Source organism: Parasphingorhabdus pacifica (assembly GCF_054779195.1).
Window position 1 is genome coordinate 352,523 of the sequence record NZ_BAAGYS010000014.1, and the last position, 25,729, is coordinate 378,251.

A 25,729-nucleotide genomic window follows, 5' to 3' on the forward strand; every position below is an offset into this window, starting at 1 on the left:
AACCCGAGGAGTCCGGACACCGCTGCCCGGCGCGGGCCGGACGCGCATCCGCACGAACGCCCCCTCGATCCGGCAGGAGCATTTGTGACCAGCAACGATTCGCCCGCCAAGCTGTACCTGGTCGCCACGACCGGAAACCCGAACTACGGTGACGAGCTGATCGCGTGCACCTGGCTCAAGCACCTGGCACGAGTCGCTCCGGACGCCGAGGTCTGGGTGGATTGCCCGAATCCGGGCCCCAGCGAGGTGCTGATCGGACACCTGCATCCGAACGTTCGGTTCACCGACACGTTCTGGCGGCTGTGCTGGGAGGCGCCCTCCGACGAACCGTGGGAGGTCGCGTCGTTCGTGCAACACGCGATCAACAACCCGGGCATGGCACCGCGCTGGCTCGCGGGCATCGAGCTCGCGGGCACCGTGGACCTCGTGCACGTGATCGGCGGTGGATTCGTCAACGACATCTGGCCCCGCCACGTCGGATTGCTGGCGGCCGCCGTAGCCGCCGCACGTCGATCCGGGGGCCGAGCAGTCATGACCGGGCAGGGACTGTGCCCGGTCTCCGCCGAGACTCAACCGCTGTTGCGGAACCTGGTCGCACAGTTCGAAATCGTCGATGTGCGCGATGAACCCTCGGCCGAACTCCTCCGCCCGGCCAGCGAGGTCAGTACCACCGGCGACGACATGTTCTTCGGCATCAGCCAGGACCTGTACCGCACCGACGACGTCCGCGACGTCATGATTTGCCTGCAGTCGGACATGCTCGACGTGAGCGTGCCCGCACTGGCCGGGTTCCTGCTCGACACGCTGCGCTCGTGGAACATCCACCCCGAACAGGTCGGCGTGGTCGAATGCATCCCCCGGGTGGACCGGGAGGTCTTCGCGCTGGTCGAGCACGATCTGCCGGGCGCGAGATTCTACCCGCTCTCGGAGATCCTCGAACGTGGGCTACCCGCCGTCGAAGGCCAATGGTGGTTGTCCTCCCGCTTCCACGTGCACCTCATGGCGGCCGCGGCCGGCGCCTCCGGTGTCGCGGTGTCGATCAACTCCAACTACTACACGAACAAGCACCGTGCGCTGATCGAACGGGGCTCCGGGTGGGATCTCAGCGAAGGACTGCGGATGCCCGAGACGCCGAGCGGAGGCGGGTTCGAGCGCAAGCGGCTGCAGAAGCTGCACGAGGAGAAGGTCAAGCTGGCCGTCTCGATCTACGGTAGCTGACCGGGCCGGCTCGAAACCGGCGCGGCAGCACTACGCCGCGCTGGTTTCGACTCCCTCAGGTGCCTGATCCGCGTGCTCCACCCGCGGTTCGTCCATTACCGCCTCGCCCGAGGCCGACGGGTGCTCGGCCGACGGGTACTGGATGGCAGTCGTGGTCGGAACCTCTTGCTCGATCGACTCGGCCGTGGGCTGCGTCGGGAACGGCAACGCGGGGACGGTGTCCTCGTGAGCCTGATCGATCGGTTCGTTCGCCACCAACGCGTCGCGACGGTCGTCGTCGTGCGCCACCTCGCCGGACACCTCGTCCGAAGCCGTTCGGTCCGCGCCGAGCTCAGCGGGCCCGGACGCGCCCACCTCATGCGCTCGGCGCTGGGCGGCTGCCTCATCGGCTCGCTGTTCGGCGCGGCTGTCGAGCACGTAAAACGGGGCTGCTGCCAGCACCGGGACGAGCAACCCCACGAGAACGATCAACATTGAAGTCAACTGCACCAGAACCTTGCTTGCGATGGGAAAACTCGACTGAACGCGTCCGGACGAACGTGCTGTTTGGTCATCGTCGTGATGGCCGCCTTCGTTATCCGAACACGCGACGCCCCCGTCACCTGGACGAGTGATCTTGTTTTCCGGTCCGTCAGAGCACGAACCGCTCATACGAGCCCACCGGGGCCGACCTCTCGACCTCCGGCCACGCTCGATCTCCGCCGACCGACGAACGGATCTTCGGTCCCCCGGACCAGCATCCCCCGAACCGGCGCCACCCAAACCAGCGCCGCCCGAACCGGCTCAGCGCAGCCATTGAGCAGTCGGCCACTGCTCCCTGATCCACGCGCTGTTCCAGAACATCCACTCGTATTCCGTTGACCGGGTGAACACTTCCAGCATCCGTTCCCGGACGGAGCTGTCCGCGTCCCGGGCGAGCCGGTCGGTCAACTCCCGGGCCCCCATCACAGCCTGGGCGAACTCCTCATCGGAATACGTCTCGATCCACCGTCGGTAGGGATGTTCGACCACTCCCCCGGTCCGTTCCAGGATCACGCTGCCCACGTGCTGGTACACCCAGAAGCACGGCAGTAGCCCCGCCACCTGCACAGGGTACGGATCCGTGAGTGCGCTCGCCAACAAGAACGACGTGTACCCGGAGCAGGACGGAGAGGTCTCGATTCCCGAGAGCTCCGACTCCGTGAGCCCGAACTCCTCGACGTAGCCCGCGTGGAGGCTGCGCTCCTCGACGAGCGCGGCCTGCGCGCTGCCCGCGAGGAACGCCGCGTCCTCGGGCAGTTCGGCACGCGTGGCCGCCGCGGAAAGCGCCTTCGCGAACCCGACGAGGTAGCGGGCGTCCTGCACGATGTAGAAGGCGAACCGCTCCCGGTCCAGCGTGCCGTCGGCGAGCCCGGTGTTGAACGGGTGCTCGACGATCGCCTCCCGCAGGTCGGCGGTGCGTTTCCAGGCCCGCGCGCAGAACCCGTCGGGTGTCGGTGTGGGCAGCGTGCTCATCGAGTTCACCTCCGAGGTGAGGTCGGTGGTCGGCCGGCTTCACCACCAGTTGTGGAAGTGATGTACCGGCCCGTGCCCACGACCGACGTCGAGCCGTTCGGAGGCACGCAGCGCATCGGTGAGGTACTGCTTGGCGTCCCGCACGGCGGTGGACCAGTCCGGACGCTGCGGACGCAGGGCTGCGATGCTCGCCGACAGCGTGCAACCCGTTCCGTGGTCGTTCGTGGTCGGGACCCGCTCAGCCCGCAAGTGCTCGGGCCGCGGGCCACCGTGGAACAGGTCCGCGCTGACCTCCCCGGACAGGTGCCCGCCCTTGAGCAGCACGTATTCGGCGCCGAGATCGGCCAGCCGCGCCGCCTGCCCATCCATGTCGCCGACCTCGCTGATCTCCCGCTCCCCCAGCAGATCCGCCGCTTCCGGAAGGTTCGGGGTGATCAGGTGGACGCGGGGCACCAGATCGTCCCGCAAGGCTTTCACGGCGTCGGTGGCCAGCAGCCGATCACCGCTCTTGGCGACCATGACCGGGTCGAGCACCACGAACGGCGGCAGGTAGCGGTCGAGCACGTCCACGACCGCCCGGATCACCTCGGCGTTGGCCAGCATCCCGATCTTCACGGCGTCGACGCGCACGTCGTCGAGCAGCGTGACCAGCTGGTCCGTAACGAAGTCCGGGGGGATCTCCTGGACCTTCGCGACGCCTGTCGTGGTTTGGGCGACCAGCGCGGTCAGCACCGTCATTCCATAGGCACCGTGCGCCGAAAAGGCCTTGAGGTCGGCTTGCACGCCCGCACCACCGCTCGGGTCGGTACCGGCAATGCTCAGCACGTTGGGAATCACGGTCGCACCTCTCTCATGCGTCGGGCCGCGAACTCCGGGTCCGGGGCCGCGCAGATCTCCGACACCACGCACAGACCATCGACGCCCGTGCCGAGAACTCCGGCCGCGTTGTCCGCGTGGATTCCACCGACCGCCACCGCGGGCAGGTCGGCGTCCACCACCAGTCGCCGGAGCCCGTCGATACCGGTGGCCACCGCCGCATCCGGCTTGGTCGGGGTCGCGAAGACCGGCCCGATACCGAGGTAATCGATGGTTCCGCGCGGCAACAGGCCTGTCGTGGCCAGCTCCGAGGCATCCGAGACGGACCAGCCGATGATCGCGTCGGGGCCGGCGATCTCCCTGGCCCGCTCGACCGGAAGATCGGACTGTCCCAAGTGGACTCCGTCGGCACCGGACGCCAGCGCCACGTCGAGCCGGTCGTCGACCAGCAGGGCCACCCCGGTTCCGGCGAGCATTTCGCGCAGTCCCGCCGTCACCGCGCAGAGTTCCCTCGCCGTCGCGTGCGGGTCGCGGACCTGCACGGCGGTAACCCCGCCGGCGACGGCGGCGCGCACCGTCTCCGGCACACCACGTTGCGCGCACAGCGCGGTATCGGTGACCAGGTACAAGCTGAGGTCGATCTTCAACGGCGCTCCTCCTCCGGCCCGCGCTGCGTTCCCGGCTCGCGCTGCGTTCCCAGCCCGTGCAGCGCGTCGAGGAACCCGACCGCGAAGCTTCCCGGTCCCTCGCACGCGCGGGCCGCCCGCTCCCCCGCCTCGGCGAACGCCCGCGAGGCCGAGACGGCGGCCCGCAGTGGCGAATCCACCACGGGCAGCATCGCCGCCATCGTCGCCCCCAACGCACAGCCGCTCCCGGTCACCCTGGCCATCAGCGGATCGCCACCGCTGACCTCCACGACCTGCTGACCATCGGTGATGTAATCGGTCGGCCCGCTGACCGCCACGACGAACCCGCGCGAGGCGGCGAACGTGCGCGCCGCGTCCACCGCCTCGGCCGAGTCGGCGAGCGAATCCACTCCCTTGCCCGCGGCCCCGTCTGCCCCGACGAGGCTGAGCACCTCCGAAGCATTGCCCCGAACCACGGCGGGCTGCTCGACCAGCAGGTCGGCGGCGAGCTTGGTGCGGTAAGCCGACAATCCGGACCCCACCGGATCGAGCACCCACGGCGTCGAGGCGACTCGCGCACCCGAAGCGGCCGCGCGCAGCGCAGCGTCTCGTTCCGGCGAGAGGGTGCCCAGGTTGGCGAGCACGCCATCAGCCGCCCCGGCGACCTCGGCGGCTTCCTCGACGTTCTCGACCATTACCGGGGAAGCTCCCAGCGAGAGCAGCACGTTGGCCGTGAAACCGGCGGCAACCACGTTCGTCAGGCAGTGCGCGAGCGGCCCCGCGGTCTCCAGGCTCCGGAGATCGGCGGCAGCATTCGTCCATTGCGTAGTCACGGTGGTGACGTCCCTCCGCTAGCTCGAACTAGTTCAGGTTCGACGGGTCTGCTCTCAGCCCGGCCGATCGCCGGGCACCCCGCGTCACTTCTGATGTCAACCTAGCAAGTTCGGTCAAGCACAGGACGTCGGCCTGTTCCCCACGGTCGTGGCGGATGTCACGATCAGGGAACGGCCCATACAGGTGATCATGGTGATGGACGATCTGATCGACATGATCAGAGCACGTACGGGTAGTCCGATCGAGTCGTTCGCAACGCGCATCCGGCGCAATCCGCAGCGAACGAACGGGCGACGGTGCGGCTGATCGGCGACCGGGCACGATCACCGAAGCCCTAATCGTGCAACTCTGGGAGCGCTGTGCAACGTCCGTGCAGCGAAGCGTGACGACGCGGACCAATCGACGTGATCAGCGGCCACGATCGAGGCCGAACACGAGGAACATGGGGGTAAGACGAGTGTTCCACAACCACGAGCAGGTCTGGTGGATCGTTCCCGCCGGCCAGCGACTCCGACATGCGATCACCGTGCGCCCGGGCGCCCGCCCGGCCGGTGATGTCGTGCAAGCACTCTGCGATTCCCCGGTCAAGCTCCCGTACGGAACCTGGCCCGCCTCGAAGGAGCCGAACAGCCGCCGGATCACCGAGCGGTGCGCCGACTGCGAGGTCCAGGTCGCCGATGAGCAACAACGCAGCACGGATCTGGTCGTGAGCATGTGGGACAGCTGATCGCGCCGCACCCGGCACCGCAGGTCACCGTTGCGATGTTCCGTTCTCTCGTTCAAACGCAAGGAAAATCACACACGCAGGGTCGGAAGACCCGATGAGTCGAGCCCGAGCCGCAGATTAGGCTTGGGTCAATGGACACCACGACCGACGCTCCCCACTTCGTACGTTCCCGGCGTTCCAACCAGCCGGATCCGGCGAAGATCTGGGCTCCACTCGCCGGTCTCACCGAGGCCGCGGCGCAGGCCGCCTCGACTTCCGGCAGCATCGCCATCACCCGTGGCTTCGATCGCCACAGCAGGCAGCGCGCCAAGGCACTGCGCGACCTGCTCAACGATCGTGGTGTCGCGGCCATCGAGGTGACTCCGGCGCCGGGGAGTTCGCGGTTGCTCGACGGCACCGAGATCGCCGCGCTCGTCAACCTCATCGGTTCGGACTCCTGGCAGCCGTTCCGGCTGGCGGCTTCGCTCCGCGCACCCGTTCTGCTCCCGAGCGGGGACGAGGACGGCGCGACCGAGGTTTCGCGGCGAGATGTCATCACGTTGACCGGTGAGAACGACAAGCGCGACATCGCGCTCTCGCACGTGGCCGTGCGCCCGGAAGACCCCACGGCGGGCAGCATCACGATCACCAGCGACGGCGAACCGCTCGCGGTTCCAGGCGGGAACGTGACCCTCGAGGTCACCGACGGGAAGCTGCGAGTCCACCTCTCGGGGCCCGATTTCGCCGAGCAGACGTTCACCGCCGAACAGGTCCGAGTCGAGACCTCCGATGTTCCGCACCGGATCGTCCGGGACGAGCTCCCGATCGCCGAGTTCGAGGGGTCGCTCGTGGTCGCCGCCGAACAGCAGGGCCTGGTCGTTCGCCCGGTCTGAGCCGAACACCGCACGCACCCCGGTCCGGGTCGCCCCCGGGCCGGGGGTGCGGAGCGGTCAGGAGTTCATACCCGCCGCACCAGGTTGCCCACGAGGGCCAAGGCGGCCGCGAGAGCCACGCCCACCAGTGCGAGCGACAGCGGGGACAACGTGCCGGGCGAAAGCACGTTGGCGATCGTCCACCACAGGACCAGCAGGGCGACGCAGCCCAGCACCGCGGCCGTCGCGGTGACCAGCGGCCGTCGCCGTGGCCATTGCTTCCACACCCGCCTTTCCCGCGGACTCTGCCGCCAGAAGGGCACGATCACCGGCAAGGTCACGATCAACACGATGATCAGGCCGAACACTGAGTCACCCCGCTCCGGATTCGGCCCGAGTCCCAACAGAAGCCCGAGAACTCCGATCGCCAGCACCAGCAGGATCCGGTTCAACGCGCGCCAGATCCTGGCATCGAAACCGCTCACCGCCCCAGTCTGACAGCGGGTGATCTCGGGGTGGTAGCGCTCCCGTGACTCCCGGCTGGGCCGTTGCTCCCGTTGGGCCGCCGCCGATCGGTCCGCGGCCGGTCGATCCGGCGAAAATACTTCGGCGCCGTGGAACGTCGTCCACGGCGCCGAAGTCACGTCATCTGCGGCCATCGGGGGTTGGCCCAGACGAACGCAGTCTATGCAGCATCCACCGCGAGGTCAACAAGACGCATCGCACAGGTAACGCAGCCGTTACCGAACGGTGCGTCGCGGACCGCTCCGATCACCTTCACCCGACCCTTTGCGGCAGTTCGGACGAAGGTCGATCCGGTGCGGCGATCGCTCCAGTGCGGTATACCCGTCGCCAGCGGCAGGCATGGCAGCCGGCTCGGCACCGCGGGTCCGGAACGCCGCCGGTGCGGACCGATCCGGGAACCTTCGTCACGAGCCCGGCTCCCGCATCTCCGATGGACGCATCGTCTACAAGGAGGTCCGACGTGGAGACCAACGGAAAGCGAATCGTCAGCTGCCGGGACGTCACCGGACAGCGCCGGGACATGTCGATCTCGGTCGACCGGGGCAACATCGTCGTCACGGCCCCACCGGGCGACGCCGCCGTACTGGGGCCGTCCGAGGCGGACCTGCTGCGCGCGGCGGTGCGCGCGGCGGCAACGACCTCGGCCGACGAAGCCGACCCCAACTGAGGCTTTCGACATCGCCGCAGGCAAGGCATTATCTACTCGTCAGTAGTAATTGGAGGGGTGGACACGTGAACATGCACGGGCCGGGCGTCGGCCGACTGCGGGAAGTCACGAGATCGGTCTTGCACCGAGCACGGCAATACGTTCGGAGCTGGGCCCCCGGCGCACACACCGTGGCCGTCCTGATCCGCCAGGGCGTCCTTCGCCCGATGCGCCCGGACAAGCTACTGCGCATCGGCCTGGCCTGGCTCCGTTGGGGCACCACGATCCCGTTCGGCTACGCGACCGGGGCCATCCGACATCCCGACCGGCCCGCCGTGATCGGCGAACGCGGGGCCCTGAGTTACGCCGAGGTGGACCAGCGCACCACCCGCCTCGCCCACGGACTGCGCGCACGCGGAATCAGCCGCGAGAGCAGAGTCGGCGTGCTGTGCCGCAACCACCACGTCCCGCTCGAGGCCATCGTCGCCTGCGGCAAGCTCGGTACCGACGTCGTGCTGCTCAACACCGGCCTGAACACCTCCCGACTGGCCGAGGTGGTCACCGAGCAGCGCGTCGACCTGCTTGTCGTGGACGTGGAATTCAGCCACCACATCGACGCCCTACCCGACGGCGTGTCGATCGTGCTGGCCTGGACCGAGGGCACCACCCGGCACGCCACGGTGGAACACCTCATCGGCAGCTCGCCCAACCGGAGCCTGCCCCGGCGCCCGCGACACAGCAGGTTCATCGTCCTCACCTCGGGCACCACCGGTGCCCCCAAGGGAGCGACCAGACCCGATCCGGCCGGCTTGACACCTGCCGCCACGATCTTGTCCCGCGTGCCACTGCGCAGCGGTGAGCGGATGCTGATCTGCGCACCGCTGTTCCACACCTGGGGCATCGCCGCCTTCCAACTCGGTGCCGTCCTCGGAGCGACCCTGGTGCTGCACCGCAAGTTCGAGCCCCAACCGACGCTCGCGACCCTCCAACGGCACCGCTGCACGTCGATGTTCGCGGTTCCCGTCATGCTCCAGCGCATCCTGGACCTGCCCGCGGAAGTGCGGTCCCCCTATGACCTGAGTTCGCTGCGCATCGTGGCTTGCAGCGGTTCGGCGTTGCCCGCGGGGGTCAGCGAGCGGTTCCTGGGCGCCTTCGGGCCGGTCCTCTACAACTTCTACGGCTCGACCGAAGTGTCCTGGGCCAGCATCGCGACGCCCCAGGAACTGCGACACGCACCCGGAACCGCCGGACGAGCGCCCTACGGCACGGTCCTCCGCATCGTCGACGACCAGGACGTGCCGGTGCCCACCGGCACGACCGGCCGCATCATGGTCGGCAACGACATGCTCTTCGAGGGCTACACGAACGGTGCGCGGACCACCGCGCGTGACTCGGAGGGGCTGCTGGCGACCGGAGATCTGGGCCGGTTCGACACCACGGGCAAGCTGTTCGTCGTGGGACGTGAAGACGACATGATCGTCTCCGGGGGAGAGAACGTCTACCCGAAGGAAACCGAGGACGCGATCGCGGCGCTCTCCCACGTCTCGGAGGTCGCGGTGATCGGGGTGGACGATCAGGAGTTCGGACAGCGCCTGGCCGCATTCGTCGTTCTGCACGAGGAGAGCGACCTCGATTCCGCGACTCTCCGTGATCGGATCAAGCCGAAGCTCGCCAAGTTCGCTCTTCCCCGAGATGTGATCTTCCTCACTGAACTGCCGCGAAACGCGACGGGCAAGGTCGTGCCCCACGAACTGCACCCGCACCTTCCCGACACGTGAGCCCCACGGCGGCCTCCGCGAGACGTGTGCGCCACTCGTGCTGGCTCGGGCACGGATGGCGCACACGTCCGGCGACGGGATTCGGTCCGCCGTGGCACGCGCGTTAGGCTCCTAGAGGTGAACGACCGTCTAGTGTGGATCGACTGCGAAATGACCGGCCTCGATCTCGGCAACGACGCGCTGATCGAGATCGCCGCCCTGGTCACCGATGCCGACCTGAACATCCTCGGAGAAGGCGTGGACATCGTCATCCACGCCGAGGACGAGGCTCTCGCCGCGATGCCGGACGTGGTGCGCGAGATGCACGAACGCTCCGGGTTGACCGAGGAAGTGCGAAGCTCCCCGGTGAGCCTGGCCGAAGCCGAGCAGCAAGTGCTCGACCACATCCGGCAACACGTCCCCGACGGCCGGTCCGCTCCGTTGGCAGGTAACTCGATCGCGACCGACCGCGGATTCATCGCCCGGGACATGCCCACCCTCGACGCGCACCTGCACTACCGCATGGTCGACGTCTCCTCCATCAAGGAACTCTGCAGGCGTTGGTTCCCGCGTATTTACTACGCGCAGCCCGACAAGGGGCTGGCGCACCGGGCGCTGGCCGACGTCCACGAATCCATCCGAGAGCTGTCCTACTACCGGCGGACCGCGTTCGTCCCGCAGCCGGGCCCCACCAGCGAACAGGCGCAGGCGGTCGCGGCCGAACTCCTCGAAGGAGCGGAGATCGGTGGCACCCAGAAGGCCCGTGAGCAGCGATCAGAGTAAGTGGGACGCCTTCGGAGACCCCATTGGTGGAGCCGGTGTCAAAGCCCCCGAACGGGCACGCTAAGATATGGGCGTTGCATCGGAGAGCGACGGCGAAAGTCTGATCTCCGGTAGCCACGGTGGGTGTAGCTCAGTAGGTAGAGCACTGGGTTGTGGTCCCAGGAGTCGCGGGTTCGAATCCCGTCACTCACCCGGACACGAATTGGCCCCGTTCTTCGCGAACGGGGCCATTTCGCTTTTCAAGGGCTGTCCACGGGCCCGCGGGGTTTTCCACGACCGACGAGCGGGCGGGCCCTGGGAATCCCGGAAGGCGCCCGCCCGCTCAGCGGGTCACTTGTTGCCCTGCACCCACTCGCTCCACGGGACCTGCCAGTCCCCGAATCCGTCCCACGAACGCAGGTCCGGACCGCCGGAGTTGGTAACCTCCACGACGTCGCCCTTCTTCAGCAGGTCGAAGACCCATTTGGCGTCCGCGTCGGTCATGTTGATGCATCCGTGGCTGACATTGCGGTTGCCCAGGTCGCCCGCCGCCCACGGGGCGGCGTGCAAGAACTCACCGCCGTTGGATATCCGCACCGCCCACTTGACCTCGGTCTTGTATCCGCCGTCGTCCAGCGGCAAACCGTAGGTCGTCGAGTCCATCAGGTACTTCTCATGGTGCTCGGTGACGACGTGGGCACCATTGTTGGACGGGAAGTCCGGCTTACCGAGCGCGACCGGGATCGTGCGCTGCACTGATCCGTTGACCTCAACGCTCATCTGGTGGCTGGCTCCGTCCGCGCGGAGAACCACCGAGTCGCCGATCGTGATGGTCGCCTCCCGGTCCTCCTCGCCGTAGAGGCCTTCGCCCAGCTTCTTGCCGTAGACGTCGATGTCGACGGTCACCTTGGTACCGGGTTCCCAGTACTCCTTCGGCCGCCAGTGCACCTCGCGATCGTCGAACCAGTAGAAGGCGCCTTCGACCTGGGGATCGGTCTTGATCCGGATCGCTTCCTCGGCGCGCTCCTTGTCCGGGGCGGGCGAATCGGAACTGAAGTAGAACGCCAGAGGCTGGCCCACGCCCACGGTCTGACCGTCGAGCGGGTTCATCGAGACGTAGGTCTTGTGCTTGGGTTCGACCGTAGTGAACGTCGCTTCCCGCTTGGTCGACTTCGAGTTGTCGCCCTCGGCGGTGACGCTGGCCGTGTAGGTCTTGCCATAGCCGAGCGGTTCGGCGATCTCCCAGGTGGAACCATCCTGGGAGATCTCGGTTTTGACTTCTTCATCCTGCTCATTGGTCAAAACCGCTTCGGTGATCTCGCCGTTGTCGACGGTCGCCTTGATCGCGTCCAGCGGGGAAACGTCCTCGCTGCCGTCCGCGGGATCGAGCTTGATCGACGGCGCGCCCTGTTCCGCCGCGGCTCCTTCGCCTCCGTCGGAACCGGTTCCCGCGCCGCCACAGCTCACCAACAGCACGCTGACCAAGCCGAACACCGCGAGCGCCAGCAAACGGGAAACGAGCCCCGCCGGACGCCCGACAGAGTTACCTAGCACCTTCATGGGCGACAGTCCGTTCGAATCGATCTCAAAAATCCGCCTGAGAACAGTGTGCAACAAACCCCCGACCGTGCGTATTTCGCCATGCTCCTCACGCAGGGTCACTGATTGCGCATGTTCTCCTCGGGAGACGCGACCACCCCCGCCGGGGTTGCTCGGCGGGCGGCGCGGACTTGAGGGACCGCGTGCCGAGACCGATAGGGGACCCCCCTTCAATCGCGCCCCCCGGATGCTGTGCTAATGTTTTCCATGTCGCCGGGGAGAGCGAGAAGGAAACCAGAAAGACAGGGTTTTCGGATCGAAACCTCGGAAGACACAAGCGCCAATAGCTCAAGTGGTAGAGCAACTGACTCTTAATCAGTGGGTTCGGGGTTCGAGTCCCTGTTGGCGCACAATAAGAATCCGGGACGGCATGTTCGCCGTCCCGGATTCTTTTGTTCGCAATCCGTTCGGACCGGCGAATCAGCGCCGATCGTCGTTTCCGGCTAAACGCGGTTCCAGGCAAGCACGGCTTCTCGTTCTGCCACATCTCTGCTCAGCACCTCACGCCCCGCCGCGCATCGCGGGTCAGCGACGCCGGTGAGCACCTTGCCGCTGCCGACCACCTTCCATGCGGAAGCGGAGTGCGGCGCAACCTCTCCTGGAACATGCGCGAGATCACCCACGAGAATCCCGCCCGCCCCACGAAAATGACGGAAATCACCCGAAGTGGGTGGATGGCCAACGAGGCCGCCCGAAAAGCCCGTTTCCCACGTCCTGCCGCATCGGCACCGCGCTATGCGACACGGACATTGACCTCTACTTAACTAGAAGTCTTAGTGTCGGCGGACGTCGATCGAGGAGAAGAGCATGACCCCGAATCAGGTGCGACCGAACTTGGACGACCCGACAACTCAGAACACCGGCGAGGGAGCGGTCGAGAACTTCGTCGCCGAGCTCCAGGCAGGCCTCGACACCGGGACCGCCCACGACCGATCCGTCGCCGCGAACACGGTGTGGGGCAGCCCACACGGCGAGCCCCTGACCGGCTTCGGCGAGCTGTGGAGCATCCATCGTCAACTCATTGCCGCCGCGCAGGGCGCCCCGATCGCGGAGGTGGCAGCATGACCGCCTCGGCCGAGTTCCGGGACTGGGTGGCGACGCGGATGCGGCCACTCCCGCTCGAGCCGTCGAGTTCACCGATCGCGCTGCCCGAATCGCTGTCGCGGGCCGAGGTGGTCGGCCTGGCCTCGTCGGTGCGTTCGGCTCGGGAACTCGTCGTCTCGACCCATGTTCTGCTCCGCGCACTCGTCGAACAGGCGGGCTTTCGCGCGGTGACCATCGAGGGAAGCAACGAGACCGCCGCCGCGCTCGACCGATACGTCCGAACCGGCGACGGCGACCCGGCCGCACTGCTCGCCGCCTGCCAGAGTTTCCTGCGGGTGCACGAGGCCGTGGACGTCGTGCGGTGGCTGCGCACCTGGACCGAAGAGCATCCGGACGATCCGGTTTCGATCGTGCACGACCGCACTCCCCCCACACCTCCCGCCAACCTCGCGGAGATCGAAGCCGACCTGGCTCGGTCGGATCTCGCTTGGCACTCGGAAACCGGACAACGAATCGTGCACTGGGGCGGCACGGCACACCTCGTCAACGGCGACCCGCGCACGGTCCCGCCGGACGAAACCCATCGCAACGCAGGCGGCATCATGCGAGCCGAGCTCGGCTCGGCGTACGGCGTCGCCGCGCTCACCATCGGCTCGGGACTCGCCCCGTTCGCCATCCCACCACCGCCGCACGACTTCGTCGAGGACGTGTTCGCCGATGCGCCCCACGACGTCACGATGCTGGAAGTGGACTCGTCGAGCCGGGTTTCGCCGTCGGTGGCCGAATGGCTGCACCGGCCGTTGCGCACCCGGATGATCGGGCCGCACTACGACGCCGCGCGTGATCGCGACTTCCGCGTGGACGCCGGCCCACTGGCCGAATCCGTAGACGTCCTGGTCCACGCGCCGCGGATCACCGCGACCAGCCCGCTGACCCGAGCGCGACCAACCCGCTGACCCGACGACCGAGTCGGCGCCACCGAAGCCGCAGCCCACGGAACCGGGGAACCCCGACCGGACACGGCGAAGCGAGCGAGCACGCACCCGTGACACCCGGCCCGCTCAGCACACCGCCACGCCAGGCTGCGCGATCCGCTCGAATCGGACGGCGGATTGGTGCCGTCGCGGGACAGCGACACGATTTCGCCTCGCCGAACCCGCTGTCCCGCTATGGTCCCGCTGCACATCGAACCCGATCCGAGCGAAGGAGCGCCGATGTCCATGCCCCGGGCGAGGAACCGAACGCAACGAAGCGGGCTCGAACAGCACCTCGGTCCGATTCGCGAACGGGCATCGCTCCACCGCGGACCGTTCGGCGAGAATCGGGGCCAGGTTCCCCCACCCGGGGCCGCCCGCGCTGCTCCATCCCGGCAGGAACCATTCACTGAGTGGGGACGCGTCACTCGCCCGCGTGCTAGCCTTCGGCTCGCTGTCACGCTTGCGATATACGTTCTCACGTAACGTGATGAAATGAGCCACAGTTGTTCGTTATTCGGCGGTTGGCCCCTGCGCCCGTACGCAACGACCGCATCGGGTTCGATGCGCGACACCCGGCGGGCGATTCGGTGACCTGATCAACCCTCTCCTCGGCCACGGCCGAATTCTCGATCGGCATGTTCGACCCGGCGGGCCGCGGGCGCAGCACAGCGCCCGCGGCCCGCCGATCGACGCGATTCAAAGCGAACTGCGACCCAGTGGAGCGCTGTGAAGAAGGCGGACGATGGTCCAAGGAACCATCGCGACATCAACCGGAGACTGACCCGCGTCGTCCTGATCCCCAGCGCGGTACTGATCGTGCTGTGGCTGTTGATCAGCACCGTGACCGTCTACGACGGGCTCCACCTGCGGTCGGCGGCGCTCGGCATCCGCAACGTGTCGATACCCGCGATGGAACTCCTCGCGTCCGCACAGCACGAACGTGCCCTCAGCCTGCGGTACCTCGACCGTCCGGAGCTCGACCGCGCCGAGCTGGACCGTCGGCGCGAACGCACCGACCGGTCGCTGGCGAAACTGCGCGCGGCCACCGGTTCGCTGGTCGAAGGGTCCCCCGCGGACGTCCGGACACGGATGCGCGCGCTCGACCGAGCCGTCGCCGAGCTGCCCGCCGTCCGCAGCCGGATCGACTCACGGCAGGCCGGCGAGGAACACGTCCACGCGGACTACGACGAACTCATACGGACCGGGTCCGAGCTCTTCGAAACCCAGGCGCGCACCGTTCCCGACCCGACGGCCGGGCAGAACGGGCTGCTGGCGAACCGGCTCTTCGGTTCCTCCGACCGGATGTTCCGATCGGCATCGTTGGTCTCCACCGGCATGAGCACCGGTGAATTCACCGCGCGAACCCACGCCGAGTACGCCCGCGCCGTCGGCGCCTACCACCGCGATCTCGAATCGACCGCCGAGGACGCACCTCCGCACGTGCGAGAACGCTACCGGGAGCTCGTGGCGAGCCCGGCTTGGAAACGCCTCGTCGAATGGGAAGACCTGCTGATCGGCGAAGGCGAGTGGGCGGTCGCCCCCGAACTCCCGTTCACCGAGCAGGAGTGGCTGAACACCACCCGGCAGGTCGCCGACGAACTGACCGGGCTCACCGTGAACCAGGCCGAGCACGCGTCCGATCTCGCCCTGCAGGACGGCAACGACAAGCTGGTGGCTTCGATCGTCGGGAGTCTGGTCACGCTGGTCGCGGTCGCCACGGCGATCCTCGCCGCCGCGCGGGTGGCACGCCGGATCGCCACCCGACTGGTCGCTCTGCAACAGGACACCCTCGACCTCGCCGATACCCGGCTCCCCGAGATCGTCGAACGCCTGCGCCGAGGCGAACTGGTGGAGGTCGAGTCCGAAATCGGCTGGCTCGACCACGGCAAGGACGAGATCGGCCTGGTCGCCGACGCCTTCAACGCGGCGCAGCGGACCGCGATAGCCGCTGCCGTGCGCGAAGCCCACGCCAAGGACGGCGCCAACCACGTCTTCCTGGGCATCGCGCATCGCAGCCAAACCCTCATGCACCGGCAGCTGCAACTGCTCGACGAACTGGAACGCCAGGAGGAAGACCCCGGGCGGATGGAGAAGCTCTTCCAGCTCGACCACCTGGCGACCCGCGCGCGCCGCAACGCGGAGAACCTCATCATTCTCGGTGGGGAGCGGCCCGGGCGGAAGTGGAGCAAGCCGATCGACCTGGCCGACGTGGTCGGCAGCGCGATCGCCGAAACCAAGCACTACGCGCGAGTGCGCACAGAACGGATCGCTCACGTCGCGCTGGTAGGCGCGGCAGTGGCCGACACCGTGCACCTGATCGCCGAATTGATCGACAACGCGACCGCGTTCTCACCACAGCACTCGCAGGTCACCGTGCTGAGCCAGACCGTGGCCAAGGGTGTCGCCATCGAGGTCGAAGACCACGGTCCGGGAATGGATGAACCGGAACGCAACGCCGCGAACGCCATGTTCGACGCGCCACCCGAATTCGATGCCATGGCGCTGCGCGACGACACCCGGCTCGGGCTGTTCGTTGTCGCGAGGCTGGCAGCCAAGCACGGGATCGGGGTCGAACTCCGCACTTCCGCTTATGGCGGCACCCGGGCGGTGGTACTGCTGCCGAACGAACTGACCGTGTCCGTGCCCGAACCGCCGGCGAACGGGGACACCGACGAGCTCGACCCCGTCCCCACCGCTCCGGCCGGTCCGGCCGGTCCGGCCGCGGATGACCAGGCACCCGGATCCGCCTCGATACCGGACCACCGCGCAGCGGAGACGCCCGTTCTCTCCGCGACGGCAGATCCCGCGGAGTTGCTCGCGTTCCGGGACGAACCGGCCGAGGAGTTCGCGGGGATCATCACAGCGTTCGACGACCGGATCACCGAACCGGTCCTCCTCCGCCTCTCCGGTGGAAGCGACGGACACGGCGGTATCCCCGCGCACGAGCAGTGGCCGACCCGAACACCGGCTGACACCACAGGTGACGACGTGCGCTGGCCCGACGCCGAACCGCCGGAGGATCCGCGCCCGTCGCTACCGCGCAGGCACAGACAAGCCAGCCTCGCCCCCCAACTTCGCGGCGGCGCGACGACCACCACGGCCGACGCGGAAGAGTCGGCTCCCGGACGATCCGCCGACGAGATCCGCCGCCTGATGGCGTCCTTCCAGCGGTCGACTGAACGGGCTCGTGCCGAGGAGAGCCTGCCTCGTCGGGGAAAACCCAACATCGCCACGGACAGTGAGGATTGAGCCAGTGGAGCAAGCAAGCACACCCAACGACCTGAACTGGCTGCTGGAAGACATGGTCGAACGGGTCGACAGAGCGCGGCACGCGATCGTGCTGTCGGCGGACGGCTTGCTCGTCGGCCGGTCGCAAGCCATGTCCGATGAGGACGGTGACCACCTGGCCGCGATGGCCTCGGCGTTCCAGAGCCTCGCGCGCGGGACGGGGCGGCACTTCGGCGGTGGGCAGGTCCGCCAGACGATCGTCGAGATGGACCACGCCTTCCTGTTCGTCACGGCCGCGGGCCGAGGCTCGTGCCTGGCCGTGGTTTCGGACGAGGATGCCGACGTGGGCCAGATCGCCTACGAGATGAACCTCCTCGTCAAACAGGTGGGCAACTCCGTGCGAGCCACGCCGAGAGCCGACTCGGACTCGCACGGTCGGGTATCGACGACGTGACCGTCGAAGACGAGCGTCCGTGGACCGACGAGGATGCCGGCCCGCTCGTCCGTCCCTACGCGATGACCAGGGGACGTACTCGCGCCGGTGAGCACCAGCTCGATCTCATCACGATGGTCGTCTCCACCCGGCCGGTCGATCCGGCGGTCGGACTCTCCGCCGATCACGAGCGGGTGGTCGGCCTGTGCAAGCGTCCGGTCTCGGTCGCGGAGGTGGCAGGCGGGCTCAACGTACCGCTGGTGGTAGCGCGGGTTCTGCTGGGTGATCTCATGCACGAGGGCGCCGTCATCGTGCGTCCGCCGATCACGCCGGTGGCTCCGACGCCGGACCGGACATTGCTGCAGGCGGTACTGGATGGAATTCGAAAGCTCTGAACCGGGCGACGACACCCCCGTCCGATTCCCCACCGCGGTCAAAATTCTGATCGCGGGCGGTTTCGGCGCGGGCAAGACGACGTTGGTCGACTCGGTGAGCGAGATCGCGCCGCTGCGCACGGAGGAAGTGCTCACCGAAGCGGGTCTGGGAATCGACGATCTCGAAGGGGTCGAGTCCAAGGAGACGACCACGGTCGCGTTGGACTTCGGTCGTATCACCATCAATCCGGACGTCGTGCTCTACCTGTTCGGCATGCCCGGCCAGAACCGCTTCTGGTTCATGTGGGACGAGCTCTCCTCCGGTGCCCTCGGCGCGGTCGTGGTCCTCGACACCCGGCGTTTGAACGACGGCTTCCCGTCCATCGACTTCTTCGAGCACCGGGGCATCCCGTTCGTGGTCGCGGTCAATCACTTCGCGGACTCCGCCGAGTACGCACCGGATGAGATCCGCCGGGCACTCGATCTCAACGGGGCGGCCCCGGTCCTGGTCGGCGATGTTCGCGAACGCGCGTTCAGCCGGGCGGTGTTGGTCGAACTGATCGAACACGTGCTGGCGGGCGCGGGGGAACTGCCGGAGGTCGTGGGGTAGCTCCCGCTGGTCTGATCGTGTTTCGCTTCACACCGGTGAACTCCTCTAGCCTGATCGAATCAATTTAGGTTAGGCTCCCCAAACCTTCCCGGCGTGCTGGTTGCGCGCCAGGAAGAGTGATCCGAACCGAACCGAGGAGTTACATGTCTCGCCCCCGCAGACTTCTGGCCATGGCAGCCACGGCCTGCACGCTGGTCGCCACCGCCGCATGTGGCGCGTCGGACCCGGGCACGTCGGGCGACTCCCCGCAGGAAGGCGAGCGCGTCGTCACCCATGCCATGGGTGAGACCACCGTCAGCGAAGAACCCAAGCGCGTGGTCGTCCTCGACACCGGCGAGCTCGACTCGGTCCTCGCGCTGGGGGTCAAACCGGTCGGGGCCGTTGCTCCGGACGCCACGAACTCCCTGCAGCCCTACCTCGCGGAGAAGACCAAGGGAGTGCCGACGGTCGGCACCATCGGGTCACCGAACCTGGAGAAGATCACTCAGCTCGAACCCGATCTCATCCTGAGCAGCAAGGTCCGGGACGAAGACAAGTACGAGCAGCTCAGCGCCATCGCGCCCACCGTCTTCGCCGAGACCGTCGGTGAACCGTGGAAGGAGAACTTCCTGCTCAACGCCGAGGCTCTCGGCAAGAAGGCCGAGGGCGAGAAGATCCTGGCCGACTACAAGAAGCGGGCGGCCGAGATCGGCAAGAAGGTCGGAAATCCGGCTGAAACCGAGGTCAGCGCACTGCGCACCACCTCGGGCGACGGCACGATGCGCCTCTACGGCGAGGGCTCGTTCATCGGCACCATCCTCAAGGATGTCGGCTTCAGCAGGCCCGCGAACCAGCGGATCGACAAGACCTTCACGGAGATCAGCCGTGAACAGATCGGCCAGGCCGATGGCGACCTGCTCTTCTACAGCTCGTACGGCTCGGCCGCCAAGCAGCGGCAGGACGAGCTCGTCGCCAGCTCCCAGTGGTCCAACCTCGGAGCAGTGCGCGACAACAAGGCCTTCGAGGTGTCCGACGACCGGTGGTTCCTCGGCCTCGGGCCGCTCGGCGCCAACCTCGTCCTCGACGACCTGGAGAAGATCGTCGGCAACTCCTGATCCACCGACCGAGAGCGCCGGGCACTCCGTGTTGGATGCCCGGCGCTTTTGGTTCGGCGGGCGCGACGAAGGTGCTCCACAGCCGAAACAGCGCAATCCGGCGCGCCATCTGGACCCTGATTGGGATCGCAGACCCAACATGTAGTGTGTCGCTTGCTGATGGTTCATCGGTGCCCCGCACCGGTGTGACAACAGGGAACCCGGTGCGAATCCGGGACTGCCCCGCAGCGGTGAACGGGAACGACCGTCGTACGAAGGCACTGGGCGAACCGTCCGGGAAGCCACGACCAGTAGGAACCGGCAACAGCCGGCGCGCCCGTGAGTCCGAAGACCTGCCATCGGTGCGCGCATCGCAAGTGCGCGCTGTCCGGGACCTCGCGGGTGGGTCTGCTCGGACGATCGGCAGCGCACCGCGTCACCGACGTCTCCAGCACGTGCTCTCCCGCGTTCTTCGAACTCGCGAGGAGAAGCGCCGTGACCGGCACGCCACACACGAACACGAACACCGCCACGCTGCCGGACACCGACTGGAACCGGGTCGCCACCGTGGTCCGGCAGGCGTGCGAGGGCATCGACGACGTCTCCCCCGAAGCAGTGCTGCGCGAGGTGCACCGCAACACCTACGACGGCATCGACAGGCACGAACTCGCCCTCGCCCAGGTCATGGCGGCACGGACCCTCGTCGAAGCCGAACCCGGCTACTCCTCCGTCACCGCCAGATTGGTGCTCGACAACCTCCGTGGCGAAGCCCTGAGCTACCTGGCCGGAACCGCCACCGAGGCCGACCAGGAACAGATGCGGGAGCACTACCCCGGCTACTTCCGGAACTACGTGCGACGCGGGGTCCAGCTGCAGCAACTCGACCCGCGGCTCGCCGACTTCGACCTCGAACGGCTCGGTGCGGCGCTCGACGCCGACCGGGACCTGTCCTTCGACTTCCTCGGGGTGCAAACCCTCTACGACCGGTACTTGCTGCACCACGACGGGACCCGTTTCGAACTGCCGCAGGCGTTCTTCATGCGCGTGGCCATGGGTCTGGCCCTGAACGAGAACGCCCCCGAGACGCGGGCGATCGAGTTCTACCGCCTGCTCTCGTCGTTCGACTTCATGTGCTCGACACCGACCCTGTTCAACGCGGGCACCACCCGACCGCAACTGTCGTCCTGCTTTCTGACCACAGTGGACGACGACCTGCACGGGATCTTCCACTCGATCGGCAACAACGCACTGCTGTCGAAGTACGCGGGCGGCCTGGGCAACGACTGGACACCGGTCCGCGGAATCGGCTCCCACATCAACGGCACCAACGGCCGGTCCCAAGGCGTCGTACCGTTCCTGAAGGTCGCCAACGACACGGCGGTCGCGGTCAACCAGGGCGGCAAACGCAAAGGCGCGGTGTGCGCCTACCTGGAAACCTGGCACATCGACATCGAGGAATTCCTCGACCTGCGCAAGAACACCGGAGACGACCGGCGGCGCACCCACGACATGAACACCGCGAACTGGGTGCCCGACGAGTTCATGCGCCGCGTCGAGTCCGGCGGCACCTGGACCCTGTTCTCCCCCGACGAGGTCACCGATCTGCACGACCTCTACGGCCAGGCGTTCGCCGAGCGCTACCGGGCACACGAAGCCGCGGCCGAACGCGGCGAACTCCGCGTGCACCGCAAGGTCGACGCGGTGGACCTGTGGCGCCGGATGCTGACCATGCTGTTCGAGACCGGCCACCCGTGGATCACGTTCAAGGACCCGTGCAACCTGCGTTCACCCCAGCAACACGCGGGAGTCGTGCACTCCTCGAACCTGTGCACCGAGATCACGCTCAACACCAGTCCCGAAGAGGTCGCGGTGTGCAACCTCGGATCGATCAACCTCGCCAAGCACGTCACTGCCGACGGCATCGATCACGAACGCCTGCGACGCACCACCCGCACCGCGGTTCGCATGCTCGACAACGTCATCGACATCAACTTCTACACGATCCCCGAAGCGCGCCGATCCAACCTCCGGCATCGGCCCGTCGGGTTGGGCCTGATGGGTTTCGCGGACGCGCTGTTCCAGCAGCGCATCCCGATGTCGTCCACGGCAGCGGTCGAGTTCGCCGATCGCAGCATGGAACGGATCAGCTACGACGCGATCTCGGCATCCGCCCAGCTGGCCGCCGAACGAGGACGGTACGAGACGTTCGAGGGTTCACTGTGGAGCCAGGGCATCCTGCCGATCAACTCACTGGGGCTGCTCGACGCCGCCAGGGACGATACTGCCGACCTCAACACCGAGTCCACACTGGACTGGTCGGCGCTGCGGGCGCAGGTGCGCCGGAACGGAATGCGCAACTCCAACGTGATGGCGATCGCGCCCACCGCGACCATTTCCAACATCTGCGGGGTCGCCCAGTCCATCGAACCCCTCTACCGCAACCTGTACGTGAAATCGAACATGTCCGGTGACTTCACCACGATCAACCCGTACCTGGTTGCCGACCTCAAGTGGGCCGGCATCTGGGACACCGACATGATCGACGACCTCAAGTTCCACGACGGCGTCCTCGCCCAGCTCGACCGGGTCCCCTCCGACCTCAAGGAGCTCTACGCCACCGCCTTCGAGATCGAACCGCGCTGGCTGGTGGACGCCGCCGCGCGCAGGCAGAAGTGGATCGACCAGGCCCAGTCGCTGAATCTGTACCTCGCCGAACCGAGCGGCCGAAAACTCGACCAGCTCTACCGGCTCGCGTGGCGCAAGGGCCTCAAAACCACCTACTACCTGCGATCGACCAGCGCGACCCACGTGGAGAAGAGCACCCTGCGCGGTACCGACGGCAAGCTCAACGCGGTCTCGGCCGCGCAGTCGGACACCTGCTCGGTCGACGCCCCCGACGACTGCGAAGCCTGCCAGTGACCCGCGACCTTTCCGGGAGAACCACCACCATGACCACATCCCAACCCACCGTGCCCACCGGTCTCGAGGACATCGACCGCCGCGGCGGTCGAGTCGACGTCGCGGACAAGGCGATGATCAACTCACGATCGGACGTCAACCAACTCCTCCCGCTGAAGTACTCCTGGGCGTGGGACAAGTACCTCGCGGGCTGCAACAACCACTGGATGCCCACCGAGGTTTCCATGCAGGCCGACATCGCGCTGTGGAAGACCCCAGAGGGGCTGACCGACGACGAACGCCTGATGCTCAAGCGCAACCTGGGATTCTTCGCCACCGCCGAATCGCTCGTGGCCAACAACATCGTGCTCGCGGTCTACCGTCACATCACCAATCCGGAGTGCCGCCAGTACCTGCTGCGACAAGCCTTCGAAGAGGCAGTGCACACCCACACCTTCCAGTACATCTGTGAAAGCCTCGGCCTCGACGAGGGCGAGCTGTTCAACATGTACCGAGAGGTCCCGTCCATCGCGGACAAGGACGCGTGGGCGCTGCGCCACACGCAATCCCTGGAGGACCCCGGATTCGCCACCGGCGGCCCCGAAGCCGACCAGGCCTTCCTGCGGGATCTCATCGCCTTCTACGTGATCTTCGAAGGGATGTGGTTCTACACCGGGTTCGCGCAGATCCTGTCGCTGGGCAGGCGGAACAAGATGGTCGGCATCGCCGAGCAGTACCAGTACATCCTTCGGGACGAGTCCATCCACCTGAACTTCGGCATCGACTGCATCAACCAGATCAAGGTCGAAAATCCGTGGCTGTGGACCACCGAGTTCCAGCAGGACATCCGCCGGATGCTCACCGAAGCCTGCGAGCTGGAGGTCGACTACGGGCGAGACACCATGCCGCGCGGTGTGCTCGGCCTCAACGCGGAACTGTGCGAGCAGTACATGCGCTTCATCACCAACCGCCGCTGCAGCCAACTGGGCCTCGAACCGGTCTTCGGCGAAACCGAGAACCCGTTCCCCTGGATGTCGGAGGCCGTCGACCTGAAGAAGGAGAAGAACTTCTTCGAGACCCGCGTCACCGAGTACCAGTCCGGCGCCTCGCTCGCCTGGGACTGATCCTCCGCACTTCCGTGGCCGGGTGCCTCCTCCCACCGGCGCCCGGCCACGGATCCCGGGAATCACACGCAGACGGCCCCTTCCGCGGCCGAGCCGACCAGCCGCGCGTACTTGCCGAGTACACCACTGCGGTGTTCCGAGAGGCGCGGCTCCCAGCCGTCCGCGCGCCGAGCCAGCTCCTCGTCGTCGACGAGCAGGTCCAACGTCCGAGCGCTGAGGTCCAAGCGGATCCGGTCCCCGTCCCGCACGAACGAGATCGGTCCGCCGTCGGTGGCTTCCGGGGCGACGTGCCCGATGCACAGTCCCGTCGTGCCACCCGAGAATCGGCCATCGGTCAGCAGCAGGACGTCCTTGCCGAGTCCGGCGCCCTTGATCGCCCCCGTCACGGCCAGCATCTCGCGCATGCCGGGCCCACCACGCGGTCCCTCGTAGCGGATCACCACGACATCGCCCGCCTGCAGAGAGCCGTCCTCGACCGCGTCCATCGCACCCTGCTCGCCGTCGAACACCCTGGCGGTGCCCTCGAAGCTCTCCGAATCGAAGCCCGCGCTCTTGACCACGGCCCCCTCCGGGGCGAGCGAACCACGCAGGATCGTCAAACCACCTGTGGGATGCAGGGGATTCGCCAGCTTGCGGACCACCTCACCGTCGAGTTCCGGCGGCGCCAGCTCCGCCAGGTTCTCCGCGACGGTGCGTCCGGTCACGGTCATGCAGTCGCCGTGGATCAAGCCCGCGTCCAGCAGGGCCTTCATCACCACCGGAACACCACCGATCCGGTCGACCGTGGCCATCACGTGCTTGCCGAACGGCTTCACGTCCGCCAGGTGCGGAACGCGATCCCCGATCCGGTTGAAGTCCTCCAGCGTCAGCTCGACTTCGGCCTCCCGCGCGATCGCCAGCAGGTGCAGCACCGCGTTGGTGGAACCACCGAACGCCATCGTCACCGCGATCGCGTTCTCGAATGCACCCTTCGTCAGGATGTCCCGCGTGGTCAGCCCCCGTTCGAGCATGCCCACGACGGCATTTCCGGCGTCCCGGGCTGCCGCATCACGGCGCCGGTCCACCGAAGGCGGGCTCGCCGAACCCGGCATCGACATGCCCATCGCTTCCGCCGCACATGCCATCGTGTTCGCGGTGTACATCCCGCCGCAGGCGCCCTCGCCCGGACAGATCGCGCGCTCGATGCGCTCCACTTCGGCTTCGCTGATCAGTCCGCGCGAGCACGCTCCGACCGCCTCGAAGGCGTCGATGATCGTCACTTCCCGATCATCGACCTTCCCGGGCAGGGTCGAGCCCGCGTAGACGAACACCGACGCGAGGTCCAAGCGTGCGGCAGCCATCAGCATTCCCGGGAGGCTCTTGTCGCATCCCGCCAGCAACACCGAGCCGTCCAGTCGCTCTGCCTGCATCACGGTTTCCACCGAATCGGTGATGATCTCGCGGGAAACCAGCGAATAGTGCATTCCGACGTGGCCCATCGAAATGCCGTCGGAGACCGAGATGGTCCCGAACTCCATCGGGAACCCACCACCAGCGTGCACACCGTCCTTGCTCGCCTGCGCCAGGCGCTGCAGAGACAAGTTGCACGGGGTGATCTCGTTCCAGGAAGAAGCCACACCGATCTGAGGTTTGGCGAAGTCGTCGCCCTTCATCCCCAATGCCCGCAGCATGCCGCGAGCCGCAGTACGTTCCAGCCCTTCGGTCACTTCGGTGCTGCGCGGCTTCATATTCGAAGATGTCACGTTCTCGCTACCGTTACGCGTGCTCACAGCCCCGACTCTAGGCCCCGGAGGGGTGGAGAGCACAGTTCGGCCGGCCGTTGTTCCGGTACCGGCCGGCCGGGGCGGACGCGGTTGATCGCCGATGCCTACCTTCGGCACGCGTCCTTGCTGGCGGTGCACCCACGGGGACGAACACGAGCGGACGTCACAGCCAGGCGCCGGACTGCCAGGCGTCGAGGTGTGGCGGTGTGCCGGCCCGGGGTTGGGGTGGTGTCGTTCAGCGCCTCAAACACAAAAAGAAGGGTGGACGACCAAACCGTGGTTTGGTCGTCCACCCTTCTTTTTTATGTGAAGGTCGGCGGTGTCCTACTCTCCCACACCCTGTCGAGTGC

23 protein-coding genes, 2 tRNA genes and 2 riboswitches are annotated in these 25,729 nt (G+C 67.1%); of the genes, 17 read left to right on the forward strand and 8 right to left on the reverse strand.

Annotated elements, in window-relative coordinates; genetic code table 11:
- Positions 1-84 precede the first annotated feature (84 nt).
- Positions 85-1,218 (forward strand): polysaccharide pyruvyl transferase family protein, encoded by a 1,134-nt coding sequence (locus ACYVAN_RS21810; protein WP_460962530.1) that lies wholly within the window; start codon positions 85-87, stop codon positions 1,216-1,218.
- 30 nt (positions 1,219-1,248) lie between these two features.
- Here the strand turns inward: ACYVAN_RS21810 and ACYVAN_RS21815 are convergent, their stop codons facing one another.
- From ACYVAN_RS21815 to thiM, 5 genes are all read right to left on the reverse strand, one after another.
- Positions 1,249-1,701 (reverse strand): hypothetical protein, encoded by a 453-nt coding sequence (locus tag ACYVAN_RS21815; protein ID WP_460962532.1) that lies wholly within the window; start codon positions 1,699-1,701, stop codon positions 1,249-1,251.
- A gap of 300 nt (positions 1,702-2,001) precedes the next feature.
- On the reverse strand, positions 2,002-2,712 hold the full coding sequence (gene tenA / locus ACYVAN_RS21820) for a thiaminase II (protein WP_460962534.1): 711 nt from the start codon (positions 2,710-2,712) through the stop codon (positions 2,002-2,004).
- 39 nt (positions 2,713-2,751) lie between these two features.
- Positions 2,752-3,549, reverse strand: a complete 798-nt coding sequence (gene thiD / locus ACYVAN_RS21825) for a bifunctional hydroxymethylpyrimidine kinase/phosphomethylpyrimidine kinase (protein WP_460962536.1) — start codon at positions 3,547-3,549, stop codon at positions 2,752-2,754.
- Positions 3,546-4,175 (reverse strand): thiamine phosphate synthase, encoded by a 630-nt coding sequence (gene thiE, locus ACYVAN_RS21830; protein ID WP_460962538.1) that lies wholly within the window; start codon positions 4,173-4,175, stop codon positions 3,546-3,548. Before thiE ends, thiD begins: the two co-directional genes overlap by 4 nt.
- Positions 4,172-4,987 (reverse strand): hydroxyethylthiazole kinase, encoded by an 816-nt coding sequence (gene thiM / locus ACYVAN_RS21835; RefSeq protein WP_460962540.1) that lies wholly within the window; start codon positions 4,985-4,987, stop codon positions 4,172-4,174. The genes thiE and thiM overlap by 4 nt, the downstream gene beginning before the upstream one ends.
- Positions 4,981-5,079, reverse strand: a riboswitch (TPP riboswitch). It overlaps the preceding gene by 7 nt.
- A 351-nt stretch (positions 5,080-5,430) precedes the next feature.
- Between thiM and ACYVAN_RS21840 the strand changes: the two genes are divergently transcribed.
- Complete coding sequence (locus tag ACYVAN_RS21840; RefSeq protein ID WP_460962542.1) at positions 5,431-5,715, forward strand: hypothetical protein; 285 nt, start codon at positions 5,431-5,433, stop codon at positions 5,713-5,715.
- 131 nt (positions 5,716-5,846) lie between these two features.
- Positions 5,847-6,587 carry a hypothetical protein gene (locus ACYVAN_RS21845; protein WP_460962544.1) on the forward strand — a complete coding sequence of 247 codons (741 nt, stop codon included), beginning with the start codon at positions 5,847-5,849 and terminating at the stop codon, positions 6,585-6,587.
- 65 nt (positions 6,588-6,652) lie between these two features.
- On the opposite strand, the gene ACYVAN_RS21850 is transcribed toward ACYVAN_RS21845, so the two are convergent.
- Positions 6,653-7,051 carry a hypothetical protein gene (locus ACYVAN_RS21850; RefSeq protein ID WP_460962546.1) on the reverse strand — a complete coding sequence of 133 codons (399 nt, stop codon included), beginning with the start codon at positions 7,049-7,051 and terminating at the stop codon, positions 6,653-6,655.
- Between the two features lie 500 nt (positions 7,052-7,551).
- On the opposite strand from ACYVAN_RS21850, the gene ACYVAN_RS21855 reads away from it, so the two are divergent.
- The 4 genes from ACYVAN_RS21855 to ACYVAN_RS21870 all read left to right on the forward strand — a co-directional run bounded on the left by ACYVAN_RS21855 (position 7,552) and on the right by ACYVAN_RS21870 (position 10,469).
- On the forward strand, positions 7,552-7,758 hold the full coding sequence (locus tag ACYVAN_RS21855; RefSeq protein WP_460962548.1) for a hypothetical protein: 207 nt from the start codon (positions 7,552-7,554) through the stop codon (positions 7,756-7,758).
- A gap of 206 nt (positions 7,759-7,964) precedes the next feature.
- Positions 7,965-9,515: an AMP-binding protein gene (locus ACYVAN_RS21860; RefSeq protein ID WP_460962550.1), complete on the forward strand. Its 1,551-nt coding sequence runs from the start codon at positions 7,965-7,967 to the stop codon at positions 9,513-9,515.
- A 117-nt stretch (positions 9,516-9,632) separates the two neighbouring features.
- Positions 9,633-10,277, forward strand: coding sequence for an oligoribonuclease (gene orn / locus ACYVAN_RS21865; RefSeq protein ID WP_460962552.1), 645 nt, complete (start codon positions 9,633-9,635; stop codon positions 10,275-10,277).
- 119 nt (positions 10,278-10,396) lie between these two features.
- Positions 10,397-10,469: transfer RNA gene (locus ACYVAN_RS21870), tRNA-His, on the forward strand.
- Between the two features lie 138 nt (positions 10,470-10,607).
- On the opposite strand, the gene ACYVAN_RS21875 is transcribed toward ACYVAN_RS21870, so the two are convergent.
- Positions 10,608-11,816 (reverse strand): L,D-transpeptidase, encoded by a 1,209-nt coding sequence (locus ACYVAN_RS21875; protein ID WP_460962554.1) that lies wholly within the window; start codon positions 11,814-11,816, stop codon positions 10,608-10,610.
- Between the two features lie 316 nt (positions 11,817-12,132).
- On the opposite strand from ACYVAN_RS21875, the gene ACYVAN_RS21880 reads away from it, so the two are divergent.
- The 10 genes from ACYVAN_RS21880 to ACYVAN_RS21925 all read left to right on the forward strand — a co-directional run bounded on the left by ACYVAN_RS21880 (position 12,133) and on the right by ACYVAN_RS21925 (position 23,616).
- Positions 12,133-12,205 (forward strand) — tRNA-Lys (locus ACYVAN_RS21880).
- Between the two features lie 457 nt (positions 12,206-12,662).
- A complete protein-coding gene (locus tag ACYVAN_RS21885; protein ID WP_460962556.1) occupies positions 12,663-12,920 on the forward strand; it encodes a hypothetical protein in 258 nt (85 codons plus the stop codon).
- Positions 12,917-13,855, forward strand: coding sequence for an erythromycin esterase family protein (locus tag ACYVAN_RS21890; protein WP_460962558.1), 939 nt, complete (start codon positions 12,917-12,919; stop codon positions 13,853-13,855). The genes ACYVAN_RS21885 and ACYVAN_RS21890 overlap by 4 nt, the downstream gene beginning before the upstream one ends.
- Before the next feature lie 747 nt (positions 13,856-14,602).
- On the forward strand, positions 14,603-17,125 hold the full coding sequence (locus ACYVAN_RS21895) for a sensor histidine kinase (protein ID WP_460962560.1): 2,523 nt from the start codon (positions 14,603-14,605) through the stop codon (positions 17,123-17,125).
- A 4-nt stretch (positions 17,126-17,129) separates the two neighbouring features.
- Positions 17,130-17,558 carry a roadblock/LC7 domain-containing protein gene (locus tag ACYVAN_RS21900; RefSeq protein ID WP_460962562.1) on the forward strand — a complete coding sequence of 143 codons (429 nt, stop codon included), beginning with the start codon at positions 17,130-17,132 and terminating at the stop codon, positions 17,556-17,558.
- Positions 17,555-17,932: a DUF742 domain-containing protein gene (locus ACYVAN_RS21905; protein WP_460962564.1), complete on the forward strand. Its 378-nt coding sequence runs from the start codon at positions 17,555-17,557 to the stop codon at positions 17,930-17,932. The genes ACYVAN_RS21900 and ACYVAN_RS21905 overlap by 4 nt, the downstream gene beginning before the upstream one ends.
- Positions 17,913-18,521 carry a GTP-binding protein gene (locus ACYVAN_RS21910; protein ID WP_460962566.1) on the forward strand — a complete coding sequence of 203 codons (609 nt, stop codon included), beginning with the start codon at positions 17,913-17,915 and terminating at the stop codon, positions 18,519-18,521. The genes ACYVAN_RS21905 and ACYVAN_RS21910 overlap by 20 nt, the downstream gene beginning before the upstream one ends.
- A gap of 170 nt (positions 18,522-18,691) precedes the next feature.
- Positions 18,692-19,615: an ABC transporter substrate-binding protein gene (locus ACYVAN_RS21915; protein ID WP_460962568.1), complete on the forward strand. Its 924-nt coding sequence runs from the start codon at positions 18,692-18,694 to the stop codon at positions 19,613-19,615.
- A 143-nt stretch (positions 19,616-19,758) separates the two neighbouring features.
- Positions 19,759-19,969, forward strand: a riboswitch (cobalamin riboswitch).
- A gap of 120 nt (positions 19,970-20,089) precedes the next feature.
- Positions 20,090-22,513, forward strand: coding sequence for a ribonucleoside-diphosphate reductase subunit alpha (locus ACYVAN_RS21920; protein ID WP_460962570.1), 2,424 nt, complete (start codon positions 20,090-20,092; stop codon positions 22,511-22,513).
- A 29-nt stretch (positions 22,514-22,542) separates the two neighbouring features.
- Positions 22,543-23,616, forward strand: a complete 1,074-nt coding sequence (locus ACYVAN_RS21925; RefSeq protein ID WP_460962572.1) for a ribonucleotide-diphosphate reductase subunit beta — start codon at positions 22,543-22,545, stop codon at positions 23,614-23,616.
- A gap of 62 nt (positions 23,617-23,678) precedes the next feature.
- Here ACYVAN_RS21925 and ilvD read toward each other — a convergent pair whose 3' ends face one another.
- Positions 23,679-25,358 (reverse strand): dihydroxy-acid dehydratase, encoded by a 1,680-nt coding sequence (gene ilvD / locus ACYVAN_RS21930; protein WP_460962574.1) that lies wholly within the window; start codon positions 25,356-25,358, stop codon positions 23,679-23,681.
- Positions 25,359-25,729: the final 371 nt, after the last annotated feature.